Annotated in this window: 18 protein-coding genes and 3 pseudogenes; 12 read left to right on the top strand and 9 right to left on the bottom strand. The window is 70.4% G+C overall.

From position 1 onward, the window contains the following. Positions 1 to 10: 10 nt before the first annotated feature. The 3 genes from AAG689_RS11045 to uvrB form a co-directional block, all read right to left on the bottom strand. Positions 11 to 1231, bottom strand: a complete 1221-nt coding sequence (locus AAG689_RS11045) for an IscS subfamily cysteine desulfurase (protein ID WP_406625967.1) — start codon at positions 1229 to 1231, stop codon at positions 11 to 13. A 63-nt stretch (positions 1232 to 1294) separates the two neighbouring features. Next, the gene (iscR, locus tag AAG689_RS11050; RefSeq protein ID WP_020229314.1) at positions 1295 to 1831 is read right to left on the bottom strand and encodes a Fe-S cluster assembly transcriptional regulator IscR; all 537 of its coding nucleotides are present in this window, start codon (positions 1829 to 1831) and stop codon (positions 1295 to 1297) included. A gap of 237 nt (positions 1832 to 2068) precedes the next feature. Next, positions 2069 to 4150 carry an excinuclease ABC subunit UvrB gene (gene uvrB, locus AAG689_RS11055; RefSeq protein WP_406625968.1) on the bottom strand — a complete coding sequence of 694 codons (2082 nt, stop codon included), beginning with the start codon at positions 4148 to 4150 and terminating at the stop codon, positions 2069 to 2071. A 109-nt stretch (positions 4151 to 4259) separates the two neighbouring features. Between uvrB and AAG689_RS11060 the strand changes: the two genes are divergently transcribed. The 3 genes and pseudogenes from AAG689_RS11060 to AAG689_RS11070 all read left to right on the top strand — a co-directional run bounded on the left by AAG689_RS11060 (position 4260) and on the right by AAG689_RS11070 (position 6050). Beyond that, positions 4260 to 5456 carry an amino acid aminotransferase gene (locus AAG689_RS11060; protein WP_406625969.1) on the top strand — a complete coding sequence of 399 codons (1197 nt, stop codon included), beginning with the start codon at positions 4260 to 4262 and terminating at the stop codon, positions 5454 to 5456. A 133-nt stretch (positions 5457 to 5589) separates the two neighbouring features. Further along, a pseudogene (locus tag AAG689_RS11065) lies at positions 5590 to 5889 on the top strand (nucleotidyltransferase family protein); the annotation flags it as partial. Positions 5890 to 5891: 2 nt separating this feature from the next. Beyond that, positions 5892 to 6050, top strand: coding sequence for a hypothetical protein (locus AAG689_RS11070; RefSeq protein ID WP_406625970.1), 159 nt, complete (start codon positions 5892 to 5894; stop codon positions 6048 to 6050). Positions 6051 to 6096: 46 nt separating this feature from the next. On the opposite strand, the gene ygiD is transcribed toward AAG689_RS11070, so the two are convergent. Further along, positions 6097 to 6933: a 4,5-DOPA dioxygenase extradiol gene (gene ygiD, locus AAG689_RS11075; RefSeq protein ID WP_020229318.1), complete on the bottom strand. Its 837-nt coding sequence runs from the start codon at positions 6931 to 6933 to the stop codon at positions 6097 to 6099. Positions 6934 to 6981: 48 nt separating this feature from the next. Here ygiD and AAG689_RS11080 point away from each other — a divergent pair, with 48 nt between their 5' ends. From AAG689_RS11080 to AAG689_RS11090, 3 genes are all read left to right on the top strand, one after another. Then, a complete protein-coding gene (locus AAG689_RS11080; RefSeq protein ID WP_406625971.1) occupies positions 6982 to 7857 on the top strand; it encodes a CoA transferase in 876 nt (291 codons plus the stop codon). 74 nt (positions 7858 to 7931) lie between these two features. Next, positions 7932 to 8276 carry a DUF1294 domain-containing protein gene (locus AAG689_RS11085; protein ID WP_406625972.1) on the top strand — a complete coding sequence of 115 codons (345 nt, stop codon included), beginning with the start codon at positions 7932 to 7934 and terminating at the stop codon, positions 8274 to 8276. Between the two features lie 163 nt (positions 8277 to 8439). Beyond that, a complete protein-coding gene (locus AAG689_RS11090) occupies positions 8440 to 8850 on the top strand; it encodes a hypothetical protein (RefSeq protein ID WP_406625973.1) in 411 nt (136 codons plus the stop codon). A gap of 7 nt (positions 8851 to 8857) precedes the next feature. Here the strand turns inward: AAG689_RS11090 and AAG689_RS11095 are convergent. Continuing rightward, positions 8858 to 11292: pseudogene (locus tag AAG689_RS11095) on the bottom strand (YgiQ family radical SAM protein). A 74-nt stretch (positions 11293 to 11366) separates the two neighbouring features. Next, a complete protein-coding gene (gene azu, locus AAG689_RS11100) occupies positions 11367 to 11822 on the bottom strand; it encodes an azurin (protein ID WP_406625974.1) in 456 nt (151 codons plus the stop codon). Positions 11823 to 11984: 162 nt separating this feature from the next. On the opposite strand from azu, the gene AAG689_RS11105 reads away from it, so the two are divergent. From AAG689_RS11105 to AAG689_RS11115, 3 genes are all read left to right on the top strand, one after another. Continuing rightward, the gene (locus tag AAG689_RS11105; protein WP_020229323.1) at positions 11985 to 12572 is read left to right on the top strand and encodes a YigZ family protein; all 588 of its coding nucleotides are present in this window, start codon (positions 11985 to 11987) and stop codon (positions 12570 to 12572) included. Positions 12573 to 12660: 88 nt separating this feature from the next. After that, positions 12661 to 14085: a dihydrolipoyl dehydrogenase gene (locus AAG689_RS11110; RefSeq protein ID WP_406625975.1), complete on the top strand. Its 1425-nt coding sequence runs from the start codon at positions 12661 to 12663 to the stop codon at positions 14083 to 14085. A 65-nt stretch (positions 14086 to 14150) separates the two neighbouring features. Beyond that, positions 14151 to 14357 (top strand): putative motility protein, encoded by a 207-nt coding sequence (locus AAG689_RS11115; protein ID WP_406625976.1) that lies wholly within the window; start codon positions 14151 to 14153, stop codon positions 14355 to 14357. Positions 14358 to 14369: 12 nt separating this feature from the next. Here AAG689_RS11115 and AAG689_RS11120 read toward each other — a convergent pair. Then, a pseudogene (locus AAG689_RS11120) lies at positions 14370 to 15498 on the bottom strand (NAD(P)/FAD-dependent oxidoreductase). 21 nt (positions 15499 to 15519) lie between these two features. After that, positions 15520 to 16869, bottom strand: a complete 1350-nt coding sequence (locus AAG689_RS11125) for a D-serine ammonia-lyase (RefSeq protein WP_406625977.1) — start codon at positions 16867 to 16869, stop codon at positions 15520 to 15522. A gap of 74 nt (positions 16870 to 16943) precedes the next feature. On the opposite strand from AAG689_RS11125, the gene AAG689_RS11130 reads away from it, so the two are divergent. The 3 genes from AAG689_RS11130 to AAG689_RS11140 all read left to right on the top strand — a co-directional run bounded on the left by AAG689_RS11130 (position 16944) and on the right by AAG689_RS11140 (position 19197). Beyond that, on the top strand, positions 16944 to 17246 hold the full coding sequence (locus AAG689_RS11130; protein ID WP_406625978.1) for a helix-turn-helix transcriptional regulator: 303 nt from the start codon (positions 16944 to 16946) through the stop codon (positions 17244 to 17246). Between the two features lie 3 nt (positions 17247 to 17249). Beyond that, the gene (locus AAG689_RS11135; protein ID WP_406625979.1) at positions 17250 to 18563 is read left to right on the top strand and encodes a type II toxin-antitoxin system HipA family toxin; all 1314 of its coding nucleotides are present in this window, start codon (positions 17250 to 17252) and stop codon (positions 18561 to 18563) included. Positions 18564 to 18633: 70 nt separating this feature from the next. Continuing rightward, on the top strand, positions 18634 to 19197 hold the full coding sequence (locus AAG689_RS11140) for a DUF1569 domain-containing protein (protein ID WP_406625980.1): 564 nt from the start codon (positions 18634 to 18636) through the stop codon (positions 19195 to 19197). A gap of 61 nt (positions 19198 to 19258) precedes the next feature. Here the strand turns inward: AAG689_RS11140 and AAG689_RS11145 are convergent, their stop codons facing one another. Further along, a complete protein-coding gene (locus AAG689_RS11145; RefSeq protein ID WP_020229331.1) occupies positions 19259 to 19591 on the bottom strand; it encodes an SMR family transporter in 333 nt (110 codons plus the stop codon). Between the last annotated feature and the right edge of the window lie 5 nt (positions 19592 to 19596).

Here is a 19596-nt window from a genome sequence, read left to right on the forward strand (position 1 = left end):
TCCTTGTCTTTCAGTGGGCTGCCCATTGGATGGTGCTCAGGTCGACACCGTCCTTGTACATCTCCCACAGGGGGCTCAGTTCGCGCAGCTTGGCCACGTTGTGGCGGATGACGGAGATCGCGTAGTCGATCTCCTCCTCGGTCGTGAAGCGGCCGATGGTCATGCGCAGGCTGCTGTGCGCCAGTTCGTCGCTGCGGCCCAGGGCACGCAGCACGTAGCTGGGTTCCAGGCTCGCCGAGGTGCAGGCCGAGCCGCTGGAGACGGCCAGGCCCTTGATGCCCATGATGAGCGATTCGCCCTCGACGAAGTTGAAGCTCATGTTCAGGTTCTGCGGCACGCGGTGTTCCATGCTGCCGTTGATGAACACCTGCTCGATGTCCTTCAGGCCGTCCAGCAGGCGCTGCTGCAGGGCGCGGGCCTTGGCGTTCACCTCGTCCATTTCGAGCTTGATGATGCGGAAGGCCTCGCCCATGCCCACGATCTGGTGCGTGGGCAGCGTGCCGGAGCGCATGCCGCGCTCGTGCCCGCCGCCGTGGATCTGCGCCTCCAGGCGCACGCGCGGCTTGCGGCGCACGTAGAGCGCGCCCACACCCTTGGGGCCGTAGGTCTTGTGCGCGGTCATGCTCATCAGGTCGATGGGCAGGGTCTTCACGTCGATCTCGACGCGGCCCGTGGCCTGCGCAGCGTCCACATGGAACAGGATGCCCTTCTCGCGGCAGATCGCGCCGATGGCGGGAATGTCCTGGATCACGCCGATCTCGTTGTTCACGAACAGCACGCTCACCAGGATGGTGTCGGGGCGCAGGGCGGCCTTGAAGGCGTCCAGGTCCAGCAAGCCGTCGTCCTTGACGTCCATGTAGGTCACCTCGAAGCCCTGGCGCTCCAGCTCGCGCATGGTGTCCAGCACGGCCTTGTGCTCGGTCTTCAGGGTGATCAGGTGCTTGCCCTTGCCCTGGTAGAAGTGGGCCGCGCCCTTGAGCGCGAGGTTGATGGACTCGGTGGCGCCGCTGGTCCAGACGATCTCGCGCGCATCGGCGCCGATCAGGTCGGCCACGTGGCCACGGGCCTTCTCGATGGCTTCTTCGGCCTCCCAGCCCCAGGCATGGCTGCGCGAGGCGGCGTTGCCGAAGTGCTCGCGCAGCCACGGGATCATCGCGTCGACGACGCGCGGATCCACGGGCGTGGTGGCGCCGTAGTCCAGGTAGATGGGGAAATGCGGGGTCATGTCCATGGCTGGCTCAGGATCGGTTCTGGCTGGCGGAAAAAACGGGATTTAGCGAAGGCGTTGCAGAAATCACGACTTGGCAAATGCATTGCCAAGGGCGAACACCGAGTTGGGCGCGTTCACGCGGATCGGCTTGACCACCGGCGTGGTGGAGATCGCACGGCGCGCGACGGGCTTGTCCTCGATCTGCACGCCCTTGGCGAGTTGGTCGTCCACGAGCTTTTGCAGGGTGACGGAGTCGAGGAACTCGACCATGCGCTGGTTCAGCGATGCCCAGAGCTCGTGCGTCATGCACCGGCCGGCCTCGCCCAGGCAGTTTTCCTTGCCGCCGCACTGGGTGGCGTCGATGGGCTCGTCCACCGAGACGATGATGTCGGCCACGGTGATGTCGGCCGCCTTGCGCGCCAGGGTGTAGCCGCCGCCGGGGCCGCGGGTGGATTCCACCAGCTCGTGGCGGCGCAGCTTGCCGAAGAGCTGCTCCAGGTAGGACAGCGAGATCTGCTGGCGCTGGCTGATGGCCGCCAGCGTGACGGGGCCGTTGTTCTGGCGCAGGGCCAGGTCAATCATGGCGGTGACCGCAAAACGGCCTTTGGTGGTGAGACGCATCGCAAGCTCCTTTGGTTTGGCTTGATCGTTATGAAAACGCCATGGAGCGGGCTTGTGACCGCGTCCTGGCACCGTCCCCGCCCTTTCCCGCAAATCAACCGCCGCTGTGGCAGCCGTCTGGGGCCCTTCTTCGTGTCGTGGGGTTTGCTTTCCTGAGTAATTGACCCGAGTATAGCACAAATCCCTATTGTTTTTGTCGGGTAAATGAACCGCGCGGTCGCGTTTTCGCCTGCTCCGTCACGCCGCGACGTGGTCCCCGCCGTGGGCGCCGAAGACCCGGTCCTTGAGCTTCGCCAGCTGGTCGCGCACACGGGCTGCCTGCTCGAATTCCAGGTTGCGCGCGTGCTCCAGCATGCGTTTTTCCAGCCGCTTGATCTCGCGCGCGATGTCCTTCTCGGACATCTCCTCCAGCTCCGCATGGCGCGCGGCCTCCTGCTCCAGGCGCTGCGCCTCCTGCCCCGTCTTCTCGCTGTACACGCCGTCAATCAGGTCTCTCACCTGCTTGACAATGCTGCGCGGCGTGATCCCCATGGCCTCGTTGTGTGCGATCTGCTTGGCGCGCCGGCGTTCCGTCTCGTCGATGGCTTTCTTCATCGAGTCGGTGACGCGGTCTGCATACAGGATGGCCTTGCCGTGGAGGTTGCGCGCCGCGCGCCCGATGGTCTGGATCAGGCTGCGCTCGGCGCGCAGGAAGCCTTCCTTGTCGGCGTCGAGGATGGCGACCAGCGACACCTCGGGAATGTCCAGCCCCTCGCGCAGCAGGTTGATGCCCACGAGCACGTCGAACGCGCCCAGGCGCAGGTCGCGGAGGATCTCCACGCGCTCCACGGTGTCGATGTCCGAGTGCAGGTAGCGCACCTTCACGCCGTTGTCGGCCAGGTAGTCGGTGAGCTGCTCGGCCATGCGCTTGGTCAGCGTGGTAATGAGTACGCGCTGATTCTTTTCTGTGCGAATGCGTATTTCCTGCAGCACATCGTCCACCTGGTGCGTGGCCGGGCGCACCTCCACCTCGGGGTCCACCAGGCCCGTGGGCCGCACCACCTGGTCCACCACCTGGCCGGAGTGTTCCTTCTCGTAGTCCGCCGGCGTGGCCGAGACGAAGACCACCTGGCGCATGCGCCGCTCGAATTCCTCGAACTTGAGCGGCCGGTTGTCCAGCGCCGAGGGCAGCCGGAAGCCGTATTCCACCAGCGTGGTCTTGCGCGAGCGGTCGCCGTTGTACATGGCCGAGAGCTGGCCGATCATCTGGTGGCTTTCGTCCAGGAACATGAGGGCGTCGGGCGGCAGGTAGTCGGTCAGCGTGGGCGGCGGGTCGCCCGGCTGCGCGCCCGAGAGGTGGCGCGTGTAGTTCTCGATGCCCTTGCAGTGCCCGACCTCGCTGAGCATCTCCAGGTCGAACCGCGTGCGCTGCTCCAGCCGCTGGGCCTCCACCAGCTTGCCCTCGCCCACGAAGCACTTCAGCCGCCCGTCCAGCTCCTGCTTGATGGTCTCCACGGCGGCCAGCACCTTGTCGCGCGGCGTCACGTAGTGGCTGCTGGGGTAGACGGTGAAGCGCGGCACCTTCTGCTGGATGCGGCCGGTGAGCGGGTCGAACAGCGAGAGCGCCTCGATCTCGTCGTCGAACAGCTCGATGCGGATCGCCAGCTCGCTGTGCTCCGAGGGGAACACGTCGATGGTGTCGCCGCGCACACGGAACGTGCCGCGCGCGAAATCCTGCTCGTTGCGCGTGTACTGCATGCGGATCAGCCGCGCGATCACGTCGCGCTGCCCGATCTCGTCGCCCACGCGCATGATGAAGCGCATCTGCGTGTAGTCCTCCGGCGCGCCGATGCCGTAGATGGCCGACACGGTGGCCACGATCACCACGTCGCGCCGCTCCAGCACGCTCTTGGTGGCCGACAGGCGCATCTGCTCGATGTGCTCGTTGATGGCGCTGTCCTTCTCGATGAACAGGTCGCGCTGGGGCACGTAGGCCTCGGGCTGGTAGTAGTCGTAGTAGCTGACGAAATACTCCACGGCGTTCTTCGGGAAGAACTCGCGGAACTCGCTGTAGAGCTGCGCGGCCAGCGTCTTGTTGGGCGCGAACACGATGGCCGGGCGGCCCAGGCGCGCGATCACGTTGGCCATGGTGAAGGTCTTGCCTGAGCCGGTCACGCCCAGCAGGGTCTGGAACACCTCGCCGTCGCGCACGCCCTCCACCAGCTTGTCGATGGCCTCGGGCTGGTCGCCCGCCGGCGGGTACGGCTGGAACAGCTGGAACGGCGAGTCGGGAAACTGGACGAACTGCCCGGCGGCGGGCTCGGTGGCGACTTCATGCATGGCGGCGGTCAACGGCACGCGGGGGCGGCCGTTAAAATTGCGGGTTGACCCGAAAGACTACCGTAGCTGGGGTCACGCCGTCCGATTTCTACCCTCCCAAGGACTTTCCATGTCTCTGTTCACCGCCGTCGAAATGGCCCCCCGCGACCCGATCCTGGGTCTGAACGAACAATTCGCCGCAGATGCCAACCCCAACAAGGTCAACCTGGGCGTGGGCGTGTATTTCGACGACAACGGCAAGCTCCCCCTGCTGCAGTGCGTGCAGGCCGCCGAGAAGGCCATGATGGACAAGCCCGCCGCCCGCGGCTACCTGCCCATCGACGGCATCGCCGCCTATGACAACGCCGTCAAGGCTCTGGTGTTCGGCGCCGACTCCGACGTGGTCAAGGCCGGCCGCGTGGCCACCGTGCAGGCCATCGGCGGCACGGGCGGCCTGAAGATCGGCGCGGACTTCCTCAAGAAGATCAGCCCCAACGCCAAGGTGCTCATCTCCGACCCGAGCTGGGAAAACCACCGCGCCATCTTCACCAACGCTGGCTTCGAGGTCGGCAGCTACCGCTACTACGACGCGGGCACCCGCTCGGTGGACTTCGACGGCATGCTGGCCGACCTGAACGCCGCCGCGCCCGGCACCATCGCCGTGCTGCACGCCTGCTGTCACAACCCCACGGGCTACGACATCACGGCCGCGCAGTGGGACCAGGTGATCGAGGCGGTCAAGGCCCGCGGCCTCGTGGCCTTCCTCGACATGGCCTACCAGGGCTTCGGCCACGGCATCCAGGAAGACGGCGCCGTCATCGGCAAGTTCGTCGCCGCCGGCCTGAACATCTTCGTCTCCACCTCGTTTTCCAAGAGCTTCAGCCTGTACGGCGAGCGCGTGGGCGCCCTCTCGGTGGTCGCCAACGACAAGGACGAAGCCGCGCGCGTGCTGAGCCAGCTCAAGATCGTCATCCGCACCAACTACTCGAACCCGCCCACGCACGGCGGCGCCGTGGTGGCCGCCGTGCTGAACGACTCCGAACTGCGCGCCCAGTGGGAGAAGGAACTGGGCGAGATGCGCGTGCGCATCAAGGCCATGCGCCAGAAGCTGGTCGATGGCCTCAAGGCCGCCGGCGTGCAGCAGGACATGTCGTTCATCACCACGCAGATCGGCATGTTCAGCTACTCGGGCTTGTCCAAGGACCAGATGGTGCGCCTGCGCAGCGAGTTCGGCGTCTACGGCACCGACACGGGCCGCATGTGCGTGGCTGCCCTGAACAGCAAGAACATCGACTACGTCTGCCAGGCCATTGCCAAGGTCATCTGACGACAACGCGGCGCTGCGGCGCCGCTTCGTGGGCGAAGCGCTCCAGAACCCGTACAACGCGGCCATTCTGGAGCGCTTGCCGCTTCTGGGCCTGCCCGATGCCTGGCTGGTGGCGGGTTGCTTGTTCCAGACCGTGTGGAACCTGCGCTCGGGCTTCGCGCCCACGGCGCACATCAAGGACTACGACCTGTTCTATTTCGACGCGGCCGACCTGTCCGCGCAGGCGGAGCAGGCCGTGCAGGCCCGGGCCAGCGCGCTCTTCGCCGATCTGCCCATCACCGTCGAAGCCAAGAACCAGGCGCGCGTGCACCTCTGGTACGAGGACTGGTTCGGCCACCCCTATGGCGCGCTGCGTTCGTCGCGCGAGGGCATCGAGCGCTTCCTGATCCCCTGCACCTGCGTGGGCCTGCAACCCTCCCCGAGCAGCAGAGCTCCGTGCTGCATGCGCCCAACGGGCTGGAGGAGCTGTACGCGGGCCTGCTGCGGCCCAACCCGCTGTGCCCGCACCTGCCGCTGTTCCAGGCCAAGGCGCGAAGCTACCGGGACCGGTGGCACTGGCTCGGCATCCGGCAACCTGCGGCCACGGCGGAATAAGCATGTTTTTAGCCTCCAGCGCTTATCTAGCAAGCGCGGGCAGCTATCAACTCCAGAGCATCGACCGCATCGAGATCGACGCGCCCTGGAACCCCGTGTTGAAGAAGCGCACCGCCTCGCCCGGCTCCACGGCGCCCGCGGCATACAGCAGCGGCAGGAAATGCTCGTGCGTGGGGTGCGCGAGCTGCGCCATCGGCCCCCACTGCTGGAACTGCGCCAGCCCTTCCAGCCGGCCGCTCTGCACCTGGTCCACCACCCGCAGGTCGAACGCGTTGGCCCATTCGTAGGCCGCGTTGATGCCCGTGCCGGGACGCATGGCGTGCAGGTTATGCACCACGTTGCCGCTGGCCACGATGAGCACGCCGCGCTCGCGCAGCGGCCGCAGCTGCCGGCCGAGCGCCCAGTGCTCGGAGGGCGGGCGGGCGTAGTCCATGCTGAGCTGCAGCACCGGGATGTCCGCCGCCGGGAACAAAGGCTGGAGGATGCCCCAGGCGCCATGGTCCAGCCCCCACTCCGCTTCGTCCACGCCCAGCGGCCTGCCCGTCGCGGGCGAGCGCAGTTCGGCGGCCAGCGCCCGCGCCACGGCGGGCGCGCCCGGCGCGGCGTATTGCTGCTCGAACAGCTCGCGCGGGAAGCCGCCGAAGTCGTGGATGGTGCGCGGCGCGGCCATGCCCGTCAGGAACCAGCCGCCGCGCGTCAGCCAGTGGGCCGACACGCACAGGATGAGCTGCGGCCGCGCGCGCGCCAGCAGCTCCGCGCCCAGGTCCTGCCAGGTGCGGCGCCAGGCGTTGTCCTCGATCGCGTTCATCGGGCTGCCGTGGCCCAGAAACAGCACAGGCATGCGCGGCGAGGGACCGAGCGCCTCCAGCACGGAAGAAGTCATGGAATTTCCTGAAACAATGCCCGCCATTGTGTTTCCAAGCCGCCCGCCATGCTCCAACCTCTCGCCCACACCCGCATCCTCAGCCTGGCCTTGAACCTGCCCGGCCCCGCCGCCCTGCTGCGCTGCCGCCGCATGGGCGCCGACTGCACCAAGCTGGAGCCGCCCGCCCCGGCAGGCCACGCCAGCGCCGATCCCATGGCGCTCTACAGCCCCGGCGCCTACGCCGCGCTGCACGAAGGCATCCGCGTGCTGCAGGCCCACCTGAAGACCACCGAGGGCCAGGCCGCGCTGCAGGCCGAACTGGAGCGCGCGGACGTGCTGCTCACGTCCTTCCGCCCCTCGGCCCTCGCCAAGCTCGGGCTGGGCTGGGAAGCACTGCACGCGCGCTACCCGCGCCTGTCGCTGGTGCGCATCGTGGGCACGGCGGGCGCGCGCGCCGAGGAGCCGGGGCACGACCTGACCTACCTGGCCGACGCGGGCCTGGTCACCGGCACCGCCATGCCTCCCACCCTCTACGCCGACATGGCCGGCGCCCTGATGGCCAGCGAAGCCGTGCTGCAGGCGCAACTGGCGCGCGCCGCCACCGGCCTGGGCCAATGCGTGGAGATCGCCCTGGCCGACGCCGCCGCCTGGCTTGCCCAGCCGCGCGGCTGGGGCCTCACGGTGGCTGCCGGCGACGTGGGCGGCGCCCACGCGGGCTACCGCGTCTATGCCTGCGCCGACGGCCGCGTGGCCGTCGCGGCGCTGGAGCCGCATTTCGCCGCCCGCCTGTGCGAAGCCGCCGGCCTGCCGCCCGCCGCCGACCCGCGCGCCGCAGCCACGCACGCGGCCATTGCCGCCTTCTTGCGCGGCCACAGCCGCGCGGCACTGGATGCGCTGGCGCAGGAGCGGGACATTCCGCTGCATACGCTGGCAAGCGATTGAAGGGCCCCGCGCGCGCACGGGAGCGCAGCCGCTCCCACCCAGCTCCGCGCGCCCCAGCAGGCGCGGGCCTCGCCATGGCCCTGATGCTGGGCTGGCTTGCCCTGCTGGCCTGGGGCGCCTGGACGCAGCGCTTTCCGCCCGGGCTGGTGGCTGCCGTGGCCGCGTTGAACGGGCTGACCTTCCTCCTCTACGCGGCGGACAAGAGCGCCGCCCGGCGCGGCGCCTGGCGCACCAGCGAGCGCCGGCTGCACCTGCTGGCCCTGCTCGGCGGCTGGCCCGCGGCCTGGTGGGCACAGCAGTGGCTGCGCCACAAATCCGCCAAGGGCGAATTCCGCACGGTCTACTGGGCCACGGTGCTGCTGAACTGCGCGGGGTTCGCGGCCCTGGCGTGGCGGCCCGATTTGCTTCGGTTTTCGTAGCTGCCAGCGCTTTCCGGGCAAGCGCTCGAGGCCGATTTGACTTCAATCAACGGCGCACGCGGCGCGGCACCGTCCGACACGGCTGTCGCTCTGTCCCCGACAGCCGCACTCGCGCGCCTGCGGCTTCAATCGATGGGTATCCACAGAGATTTTGGAGCCCGCCATGAAGCCCTTCGCCCTCGACCCCAGCATGACCTCGGCCGCCGGAACGTTCTACCCCACGGGCTATGTGTTCGCCCTGTTCGCGGACGAGGCCGCCGCCCGCTCGGCCGGCCAGGCCCTGCAGGCGCAAGGCCGCGACGACGTGGCCCACGCTGCGCCGGACGCCATCCTGCAGCACGTGGTGCGCACGCTGGGCAACGCCGACGAGCCGCTGCCCTCGGTGGGCGCGGAGGGCGTGATCGTGCGCCGTATCGCAAAGCATGCGAGCCAGGGCGCGCATGCGCTGTTCCTGAAGGCGCAGGACGGCGACTCGCCCGAGAGCCTGGGCGCGCTGCTGCAGTCCCTGGGGGCGGTGGCGGCGTTCTATTACCGCCGGCTGGTGATCGAGGACCTGATTCCCCAGCCGGTGTGAACGCGCGTCAGCGCCTGCGGCCTGGCGCCTTGCCGCCCGTGCCGGCCCTCGGCGGCAGGCCGGTGTGCTGGGTGAGCAGGCGGCCCGGCTGGGGGCGCTGCTGCGGAAGCGCACGTCGTCCTTCTGCTCCTGCGGCTCCTCGGGACGGCGGCGCAGCGCGACCGGCTTGCCGTCCTTGTTGATGGCGTAGCCCACGCCGCCGCCGCCCTTCGCGGACGTGCTGTTCTTCCTGCGCGCGCTCTGGTAGCTGCCGTCGACCATCGGCTGGAAGGTGGGGATCAGGTGGTGCTTGCCGTTGCCGATCAGGTCGGCGCGGCCCATGCTCTTGAGCGCCTCGCGCAGCAGGGGCCAGTTGTTCGGGTCGTGGTAGCGCAGGAAGGCTTTGTGCAGGCGGCGGCGCTTCTCGCCGCGCACGATGTCCACGCTTTCCTCCGCCTCGTCGCGCATCCGGCGGCGCACGCGGGTGAGCGTGTTGCGGCCCGTGTGGTACATGGCCGTGGCCGTGGCCATGGGGCTGGGGTAGAAGGTCTGCACCTGGTCGGCGCGAAAGCCGTTCTTCTTGAGCCACAGGGCCAGGTGCATCATGTCCTCGTCGCTGGTGCCCGGGTGCGCGGCGATGAAGTACGGGATCAGGAACTGCTTCTTGCCCGCCTCTTCGCTGAACTTCTCGAACAGCTGCTTGAAGCGGTCGTAGTTGCCGATGCCCGGCTTCATCATCTTCGACAGCGGCCCCTCTTCCGTGTGCTCGGGCGCGATCTTGAGGTAGCCGCCCACGTGGTGCTGCACCAGCTCCTTCACGTATTCGGGCGACTGCACCGCCAGGTCGTAGCGCAGGCCCGAGCCGATCAGGATCTTCTTGATGCCCTTGAGGGCCCGCGCGCGGCGGTAGATGCGGATCAGCGGGCCGTGGTCGGTGGTCAGGTTCTGGCAGATGCCGGGGAACACGCAGCTGGGCTTGCGGCAGGCGGCCTCGATCTCGGGGCTGCGGCAGCCCAGGCGGTACATGTTGGCCGTGGGGCCGCCCAGGTCGGAGATGGTGCCGGTGAAGCCGGCCACCTTGTCGCGGATGTCCTCCACCTCCTGCAGGATGGAGGCCTCCGAGCGGCTCTGGATGATGCGCCCCTCGTGCTCGGTGATGGAGCAGAAGGTGCAGCCGCCGAAGCACCCGCGCATGATGTTGATCGAGGCGCGGATCATCTCCCACGCGGGGATCTTGGTGGCGCCGTCGTGGCTGCCGGTCTCGTCGGCGTACTGCGGGTGCGGGCTGCGCGCATACGGCAGGCCGAAGACCCAGTCCATCTCCGCCGTGGTCAGGGGGATGGGCGGCGGGTTCAGCCACACGTCGCGCGCCGTCGCGCCCTCGCCATGGGCCTGCACCAGCGCGCGGGCGTTGCCGGGGTTGGTCTCCAGGTGCAGCACGCGGTTGGCGTGGGCGTAGAGCACCGGGTCGCTCTTGACCTGCTCGTAGCTGGGCAGGCGGATCACGGTCCGCTCGCGCGGCGGCTGCGCGCCCCTGGCGCGCGCGGGGGGCAGGAACTGCACCACCTTTTCAATGCCATTTTGGCCTGTAGCGCTTGTCTGGCAAGCGCTGGCAGCTCCCGAATCAGGAGCATCCTCCTTGGCGCAGCCCTGCCCCTGGGCGGCGGCCTGCTCGCTGGTGGTCATGTAGGGGTTCACAGGCGGGGCCAGCGGGCCGGGCTCGTCCACGCTGGTGGAGTCGATCTCGAACCAGTCGCCGCCCGAGGCGCGGCGCACGAAGGCCGTGCCGCGCACATCGGTGATCTGCTCGATGGGCTCGCGCGCGGCGATACGGTGGGCCACCTCGACCAGCGCGCGCTCAGCGTTGCCGTACAGCAGCAGGTCGCACTTGCTGTCCACCACGATGGAGCGGCGCACCTTGTCGCTCCAGTAGTCGTAGTGCGCGATGCGGCGCAGACTCCCCTCGATGCCGCCCAGGACGATGGGCACGTCCTTGTAGGCCTCGCGGCAGCGCTGGCTGTAGACGATGGCCGCGCGGTCGGGGCGCTTGCCACCCACGTCGCCGGGGGTGTAGGCGTCGTCGCTGCGGATCTTCCGGTCGGCCGTGTACCGGTTGATCATCGAGTCCATGTTGCCCGCCGTCACGCCCCAGAACAGGTTGGGCCTGCCCAGCGCCTGGAAGGCCTCGCTGCTGTGCCAGTCGGGCTGCGCGATGATGCCCACGCGAAAGCCCTGCGCCTCCAGCACGCGGCCGATCACGGCCATGCCGAAGCTGGGGTGGTCCACGTAGGCGTCGCCCGTGACCAGCACGATGTCGCAGCTGTCCCAGCCGAGCTGGTCCATCTCTGCCCGGCTCATGGGCAGGAAGGGGGCCGTGCCGAAGCGCCTGGCCCAGTACGGGCGGTAGCTCGTGAGGGGCTTGGCGTCGCGCGGGAAGAAGGAAACGTCTACGAGGGCGTTCATCGGCGGGCTTTCGTGGGGGCCGGGCATTTTAGGTGCCTGGCCTTTTCCCTGCCCGCCACAAGGACGGCCGGGCCTTACTTGGCCAGCGTCAGCGTGCCCTTCATGATGCCGGCGTGGCCGGGGAAGGAGCAGAAGTAGCTGTAGGACTCGCCGGCCTTGAGCGCGCTGGTGGCGAAGCTCACCGAATCGGTCTCGCCGCCGCCGATCAGCTTGGTGTGCGCCAGCACGCGCGCGTCGCCCGCCTTCACGTAGTCCTTGGCGGCGCCGGCGGCGATGCCGTCGGTCACGGCGCCCTGCATGTCGGCGGTCTTGGTCAGCACCCAGTTGTGGCCCATGGCGGCCTTGGGCAGCTTGCCCACGTGCTTGAGCTTGACGGTGAACTGCTTGCAGCTGGCAGGCACGCTGATCGCCTGCTTGTTGAACTGCATCGCGTCGTTGCCTTCGATCTCCACCGCGCAGTCGGCGGCCCATGCGGGTGCCGTTGCGGACAGGGCCAGCGCCAGCGCGAGAGGCTTCCAGTATCGGGTCATGTGCTTTTCTCCTTCGTAAAAAACGGGCTCAATAGATGAGAACGACTATCAATCATAGGCATTCCTGGCGCGCACCCTGTTGATGCATGTCAATTCCGCAAACAGGTGTGCCGGGCGGGTCCGCGCTGGCCGGCCCGGCATTGGCGGTACAGTCCCCGCGTCATGCCGCAGACCCTCCTGGCGCCCACCCACAGCGAACTCGTCATCAAGAAAAGCCGCTTCATCGGCTGCGTGCAGCCCGTGGCCGACCGCGCCGGCGCCCAGGCCGTGGTGGCTGCGCTGTGGCAGCAGCACCCGGGCGCCGCGCACGTCTGCTGGGCCCTGCTGGCGGGAGGGCAGTCCGCCGCCGTGGACGACGGCGAGCCCAGCGGCACCGCCGGCCGGCCCATGCTGGACGTGCTGCGCCACCAGGAGCTGGAAGGCGTGCTGGCCACGGTGGTGCGCTACTTCGGCGGCGTGAAGCTGGGCGCGGGCGGCCTGGTGCGCGCCTATACCGACACCGTGGCCCAAGCGCTGCTCCAGGCCGAGAAGATCCCGCTGCAGCGCCAGAGCACCTTGCGCTGCAGCGTGCCCTACCCGCTGGAAGGCCTGCTGCGCCGCGAGATCGAGGCCGCGGGCGCGCAGCTGCTCGACGTGTCCCACGGCACGCTGGTGGAGCTGCACCTGCGCCTGCCGCAGCCGCAGGCGGAAGGCTTCGTGGCACGGGTGAACGACCTGGGCCACGGGCGCGTGGCCTGGCTGCCGGACTGACTTCGGCCTGCAGGCCTACAGCCCGGCCGCCTCCCTGCGGCGACACTGCCCGGGTCGCCCGCCCAAGGGCTTTTTGCAAGGCCTGCCCATGCGTTCGGACCTCGACACCCTCATCATCGGCGCCGGCTCCGCCGGCCTGGCGGCGCTGCGCGAAGTGCGCAAGCGCACGCAGCGCTTCCTGCTGGTCAACGAAGGCCCCTGGGGCACGACCTGTGCGCGCGTGGGCTGCATGCCCTCCAAGATGCTGATCGAAGCAGCCAACGCCTTTCATGCGCGGCACACGTTCGACACGTTCGGCCTGCGCGGCGCGCAGGGGCTGTCGGCCGACATCGCGGCCGTGCTGGAGCGCGTGCGCGCGCTGCGCGACGACTTCGTGGCCGGCACGCTGCGCGCCAGCGACGCGGGCGCGCACGCCCTGTCCGGCAGCGCGCGGCTGCTCGGCCCCGCGCGCGTGGACATCGACGGTCGCGTGCACGAGGCGCGCAGCATCATCGTCGCCACGGGCTCGCGCCCCATCGTGCCGCAGGAGTGGCTGGCGTTCGGCGACCGCATCCTGACCACCGACACGCTGTTCGAACAGCCCACGCTCGGCCCGCGCGTGGCCGTCGTCGGCCTGGGGCCGCTGGGCGTGGAGCTGGCGCAGGCCCTGGCGCGCCTGGGCCTGGAGGTGGCCGCGTTCGGCACCCGCGCCCAGGTGGCGGGGCTGGGCGACCCGGCGGTCAACGACGCCCTGCTCGCGCGGCTCAAGCAGGAATTCATCATCAGCGTGGACGGGGAGGTGCGCCTGCGCGAGGTGGCTGGCGGCATCGAGGTGTGCAACGACGCCGGCCCGGTGGTGGTGGACCAGGTGCTGGCCGCCATGGGCCGCCAGCCCAACCTGGAATGCCTGGGGCTGGAGACGCTCGGCGTGCCCCTGGACGCGCACGGCCTGCCGCCGATCGAGCCCTGCACCCTGCAGGTCGGCCACCTGCCGGTGTTCATCGCCGGCGACGCCGACCGCGACCGCCCGCTGCTGCACGAGGCCGCCGACGAGGGGCACATCGCGGGCATCAACGCCGTGCTGGCCGCGCAGGGCGAGCCGCCCCGGCGGTTCCGCCGGCGCACGCCGCTGTCCATCGTGTTCAGCCAGCCCAACGCGGCCGCCGTGGGGCTGCGCCACGCGCAGCTCAAGGGGCAGCCCCACCTAGTGGGCGAGGTGGACTTCGCGCGCCAGGGCCGCGCCCGCGTGGCCCAGCACAATTACGGCCTGCTGCGCCTCTACGCCCAGGCCGGCACCGGCCGCCTGCTGGGCGCGGAGATGTGCGCGCCCGCGGGCGAACACCTCGCGCACCTGCTGGCGCTGGCGATCGACCGCGAACTCACGGTGCACGAGCTGCTGCGCATGCCCATCTACCACCCCGTGCTGGAGGAAGGCCTGCGCACGGCGCTGCGCGACGCCGCCCGGCAGCTGGCGCCCGCGAGCGATTCCGACCTGTCGGACTGCGAGGCCTTCGGCTCCAGCGCGCTCGACTAGTCCTCAAGAAGAACGGCGAACTGCCGATACAAAGAGTTGCCCCTGCGCTTTTCACAGGCCCACCCATGGACATCGCCCTGACCTCCTCCATCCTCCACACTGCCGCCGCGCAGAACCAGCGCGAGACGTCAGACGCCCTGCAGGTGGCCGTGCTCAAGAAGGCGATGCAGGCGCAGGCAGGCGCCGCCATGACGCTCCTGGAGGCCGTGCCGCAGCCGCCCGCCTCCACGCCGGCCGGCCCGCTGGGCCACCAGCTCGACACCTACGCCTGACGCGCGCCCGCGTCAACGCAGCCGCGCGGGCGAGAGCGCATCGCGCGTGATGCCCTCGTCCGCCAGGCACGGCAGCAAAGGCTCCTCCAGCGCGAGCTGCCGCGCGAGCAGCGCCGCGCCCGCCGCGCTCTGGATGCCGTAGCCCCCTGCGCCGCCAGCCAGAAGAAGCCAGGCACGTGGTTGTCCCAGCCGATCACCAGATCGCCATCGGCCACGAAGGAGCGCAGCCCTGCCCAGGCATGGGACGGCCGCCGGATCGTGAAGGTGGTGACCTCCTCGATGCGGTGGATGCCCAGCGCCACGTCCAGCTCCTCCGGCACCACGTCGTGGGGCGCCACCGGGTCGGCATTGGCGGGCGAGCCCAGGAGCTGCCCCGCGTCCGGCTTGAAGTAGTAGCCCTCGTCGATGCCGATGACGGCCGGCCAGCCGGTGGCGTCCATGCCCGCCGGCACGGGAAAGGTGAACGCGGTGCGCCGCCGCGGCTCCAGGCCGATGGGCGGCACGCCGGCCAGGCCGGCCACCGCATCGGCCCAGGCGCCGGCGGCATTGACCACGGCGCCGGCCGCCAGCGTCTCGCCGCCCGCCAGGGTGACGCGCCAGCCCTCTGCCTGCCGCTGCAGCCCCGTGACCTCCGCATGCGTGCGCACTTCGCCGCCGCGCTGGCGCAGGCCGCGCAGGTAGCCCTGGTGCAGGGTGTGCACGTCGATGTCGGCAGCGCCGGGCTCGCTCAGGCCGCCGCCCACGGCCTCGGGGCGCAGGCAGGGCAGCATGGCGAGCAGTTCCTCGCGCGCCAGCAGGCGCACCTGGGGGTTGCGCGGCAGCGCCTCGGCATGGGCGCGGCCGCCAGCAGGTCCATCTGGTCCGGCCCCGCCAGGAACACCACGCCGCGCGGCGTGAGGATGGGCGCGGTGCCGAATTCGGGCGGCGGCGCGTCGTAGAACGCCCGGCTGGCCCGCGTCAGCGCGCGGATGCGGGGCGTGCCGTAGGTGGCCGAGTACAGCGCCGCCGAGCGCCCGGTGGTGTGGTAGCCGGGCTGCGCCTCGCGCTCCAGCAGCAGCACGCGGCGGTGCGCGGCCAGTTCCCAGCCAATGGAGGCGCCGGCGATGCCCGCGCCGATGACGATGAAATCGCAGGGTTGCATGGGGCGAGGATACGGCCCCGTTCAGGCCAGCATGCGGCCCCGCTGCACGAAGCGCTCATATTCCACGGGGGGAACGAACAGCCCACCGGTCGTCCAGACCAGGTGCGTGGCCTGCGGCAGGTGCTCCAGCAGCCCGTGCGCGGCCAGCCAGTCCCGGCCGGCAGAGGTGCCCGCGAGCATCTCCGGGCCGCTGAACCCCGCGGCGGCCGAGGGCTCGATGCGCTCGCCCGTGGTGTCCAGCACCTGCACGAGGTGGCGAAACAGCGTGTCGTCGCGCACCGTGAAGGCGCCCGACAGCAGCGGCGCCATCAGCTCGGCGGCGGGCAGCGACGCGCGCGGCACGGCCAGGCCGTCGGCCTCGGTGCGGTTGGTGAGGCCCAGGTCGTAGACCGAAGGGTGTTCGCCCGGCCCGGCCAGCATCTGCACCAGGAAACAGGGCGACTGCACGGGCTCTGCGAAGAAGCAGTGCACGTGCTGGCCCAGCGCGTGCCGCAGCCCGAAGGTGATGCCCGCGGGCGCGCCGCCCACCCCGCAGGGCAGGTAGACGAACAGCGGGTGGCGCGCATCCACCGCGATGCCTTCCTGCGCCAACTGCCGCTGCAGGTGCGGTGCGGCGGCGCTGTAGCCCAGCAGCAGGGACAGCGAGCGCTCGTCGTCGACGAAGTGGCACAGCGGGTCCTGCGCGGCCTGCGTGCGGCCGGCCGCCACGGCGCCCTCGTAGTCGCCCGCATGCTCCACCACCTGCACGCCGCGCTGGCGCAGGCGCTCCTTCTTCCACTCCTTGGCGTCGGCCGACATGTGCACCACGGCGCGAAAGCCCAGCTTTGATGCCGCCACGCCGATGGCGAGGCCCAGGTTGCCGGTGGAGCCCACCGCCACCGTGTAGCGCCCGAACAGCGCCCGCGCCTGCGCGCCGGCCAGGGCCAGGTAGTCCTGCGGGCCGGCCTGCGCGGGCAGCAGGCCCTGCCGCAGCGCCAGGCCCTCGGCGAACTCCAGCACCTCGTGGATGCCGCCGCGCGCCTTGATCGACCCGGCCACGGGCAGCCGGTGGTCCGCCTTGATCCACAGGCGGCCCTGCCCGGGCGCCAGCCCCGCCGCGGCGTGCAGCGCATCGGCCGCCAGCAGCGGCGACTCGACCGCGCCGCCGCAGGCCTGCAGCTCAGGAAACACCTGCGCCAGCACGGGGGCGAACCGCGCGAAGCGCGCCGCGGCCGCCTGGGTGTCTTCCAGGCGCAGGTGCGCCCCCGCCACGGGCTGGGCCGCAGCCACGGCGTGCTGCCGCTGCGGGTTCAGCCACAGGCAGGGCTCGGCTTGGCGCAATGCGCGGCGGACGGTGTCGGAGCGGGTGTCGGAAGGCTGCATGCGGGCCATTGTGACGGATGCTTTCCGTACCACAAAAGCCACTCTTGAATATCTTTTCAACAAAAAAGAGTATAAAAACGATCATGCAACACGATCTGATCTCCTCCCTGGCCGACGCCCGCAAGGCCCGCCGCATGACGCAGGCCGATCTGGCTGCGCAGGCCGGCCTGTCGCGCATGGCCGTGCAGCGCACGGAAACCGGCGACGTGGACCCGCGCTTTTCCACCCTGGCCGAGATGGCCCGCGTGCTGGACATGGACCTGATCGCCGTGCCCAGCGCGCTGCGCCCCGCGCTGCAGGCCTTCATCCAGTCCGGCGGCAGGTTCCTGGCCCAGCCGCCGGGGGCCGACGCCCCGCCCTCGGTGGTGGACAGCCTGGGGCGCTGACCCGTGTCCACCGCCATCCGCTACCTGCGCCTGTACCTGCACCGGCCCGCGGCGCAGGGCGGCGGACGGCGTGCCATCGGCTACCTCTCGCAGTACGGCGACATCCTGCGCGTGTCGTTCGACGAGGACTACATCGCCGACCCCGCGCGGCCCACGCTCTCGCTGAGCTACCAGGGCGCGAGCGACGCGCAGACGCAGCAGATCCTGCGCTCGGCCCGCGACGCGCGCCTGGTGCGCACCGACGGGCGCTGGCCCGTGTACTTCCAGAACCTGCTGCCCGAGGGCCACAACCGCGAGCGCCTGGCGCGCGAGCGCGGCTGCGCGAGCGACGACGAGTTCGAGCTGCTGGCCGCCGCCGGCCACGACCTGATGGGCGCGCTGGAGGTCGAGCCTCTGCCCCCGCAGGAGGGCGTGCCCGACGTGGTGCGCCACTGGCACACCACCCAGGGGCTGGACGTGCTGGAGCCCGGCTTCGTCGAATACCCGGTGGAGGACGCCGCCTCCCTGCCCGGCGTGGTGACCAAGTTCAGCGCCGTGCACGACGGCCGCCGCTACCTGGTCAAGCGCCGGGGCGCGGCCGGCAGCGTGATCCTCAAGCTGCCCACCACGGCCCACCCCGACCTCGTGGCCAACGAATTCGCCTGCTACCGCCTCGCGGGCAGCCTGGGGCTGGACTGCGCGCAGGCGCGCGTCATCACCCGCGCCGAGGCCGAGCTGCCCGAGGCCGTGCCGTTCGGCGAGATCCTGGCCGTGCAGCGCTTCGACCACCTGCCGGACGGCTCGCGCGTGCACATGGAGGAGTTCAACCAGGCCCTGGGCTACGCGCCGCGCCAGAAATACGGCAAGGGCCTGTTGCAGGACTGGGCGACCATGCTGCGCGTGGTCGACCGCCTGAGCGCCCGGCCCGTGCAGGACACGCGCGAATTCCTCGCGCGCATGGCGGCCTTCGTCCTCATGGGCAACACCGATGCGCACCTCAAGAACTGGGCGCTGGTCTACCCGGATGGGCGCACGCCGCGCCTGGCGCCGCTGTACGACCCCGTCTGCGTGGCAGCTTTCTTCGAGAGCGCGCCGGAGCACCAGTACGCGGTGAACCGCGCCATCGACCGCAGCATGCAGGCGCTGGACTGGGACGGCCTGCAGGCCCTCATCCAGGCCGCCGGGCTGCTGCGCGCGCCCCGCCACCTGGCCCTGCTGCGCGACCTCGTGCGCCGCGCGCAGGCCGACTGGCCGGCGCTGCTGGCGGATGCGCCCGAGGCCATGCAGCGCACCGTGCAGGCGCGGCTGGCCGGCGGCGTGGCGTTGGCGCGCGCGTGACACCGGGCCCCGCACAGCCGGGCCCGAAAGGCCGATAGTCGGGCCCTCGTCCACGAACCACGGAGAAACGATGCCCTCTTCACAACGCCGGCGCGTACTGCGCCTGGGCCTGGGCGGTGCGGCTGCCACGGCGGGTCTGGCCGCCATGGGGTGCGGCCCGGCCCAGGCCGTGGACCGCGCCCTGCGGTGGTCCTCGCTGTCCGAGGCGCAGGCCGAGGTGCTGCGCCTGGCGCGGGCGCCGCAGCGCGTGTCCTCCGCCCGGTGGGACTGGGCCGGCACGCTGGTGCACTGCGCGCAGAGCATCGAATACTCCATGGCGAGCTACCCCCAGCCCAGGTCCGCGCTGTTCCGGCGCACCGTGGGGCCCGCCGCGCTGGCGGTCTTCGCCTGGCGCGGGCGCATGGCGCACGACCTGGCCGAGCCCATTCCGGGCGCGCCCGCGCTGCCCGTCCAGGGCGACGCCGGCGCCGCGCTCGCGCGGCTGGAAGCCGCCATCGCCGCCTTCGGCCGGTGGGCGGGACCGCTGCAGCCCCACTTCGCCTATGGCACGCTCACCAGGGCCCAGTACGAGGCGGCGCACGCCATGCACCTGGCCGAGCACCTGTCGGAGTTCGACGCGCAGGCGCTGGCCTGAACGCTCCTCCATCGATAGCTGCCTGCGCTTTCTGGACAAGCGCTGGAGGCACTTTTGGCGGTCAATGCCCGGTGGTCTTGGACAGCAGCTGGATCACCAGCACGCCACCCACGATCATGGCCATGCCCGCAACGGCCGGCAGGTCCAGCTTCTGGCCATAGAGCAGCCAGCCCACCAGCGAGATCAGCACGATGCCCAGGCCCGACCACACCGCATACACCACGCCCGTGGCCATGTGGTTCATCACCTTGGACACCAGGTAGAACGCCACGCAGTAGCCCAGCACCGCCAGCGCGCTGGGCGCCAGCCGCGTGAGCCCCTGCGAAGACTTGAGCGCCGAGGTGGCCACGACCTCCGCCACGATGGAGATGCCGAGCAGCACATAGGGGTGCATGGCGG

It is taken from the genome of Acidovorax sp. SDU_ACID1, from assembly GCF_045291395.1.
Classification (GTDB): domain Bacteria; phylum Pseudomonadota; class Gammaproteobacteria; order Burkholderiales; family Burkholderiaceae_C; genus MR-S7.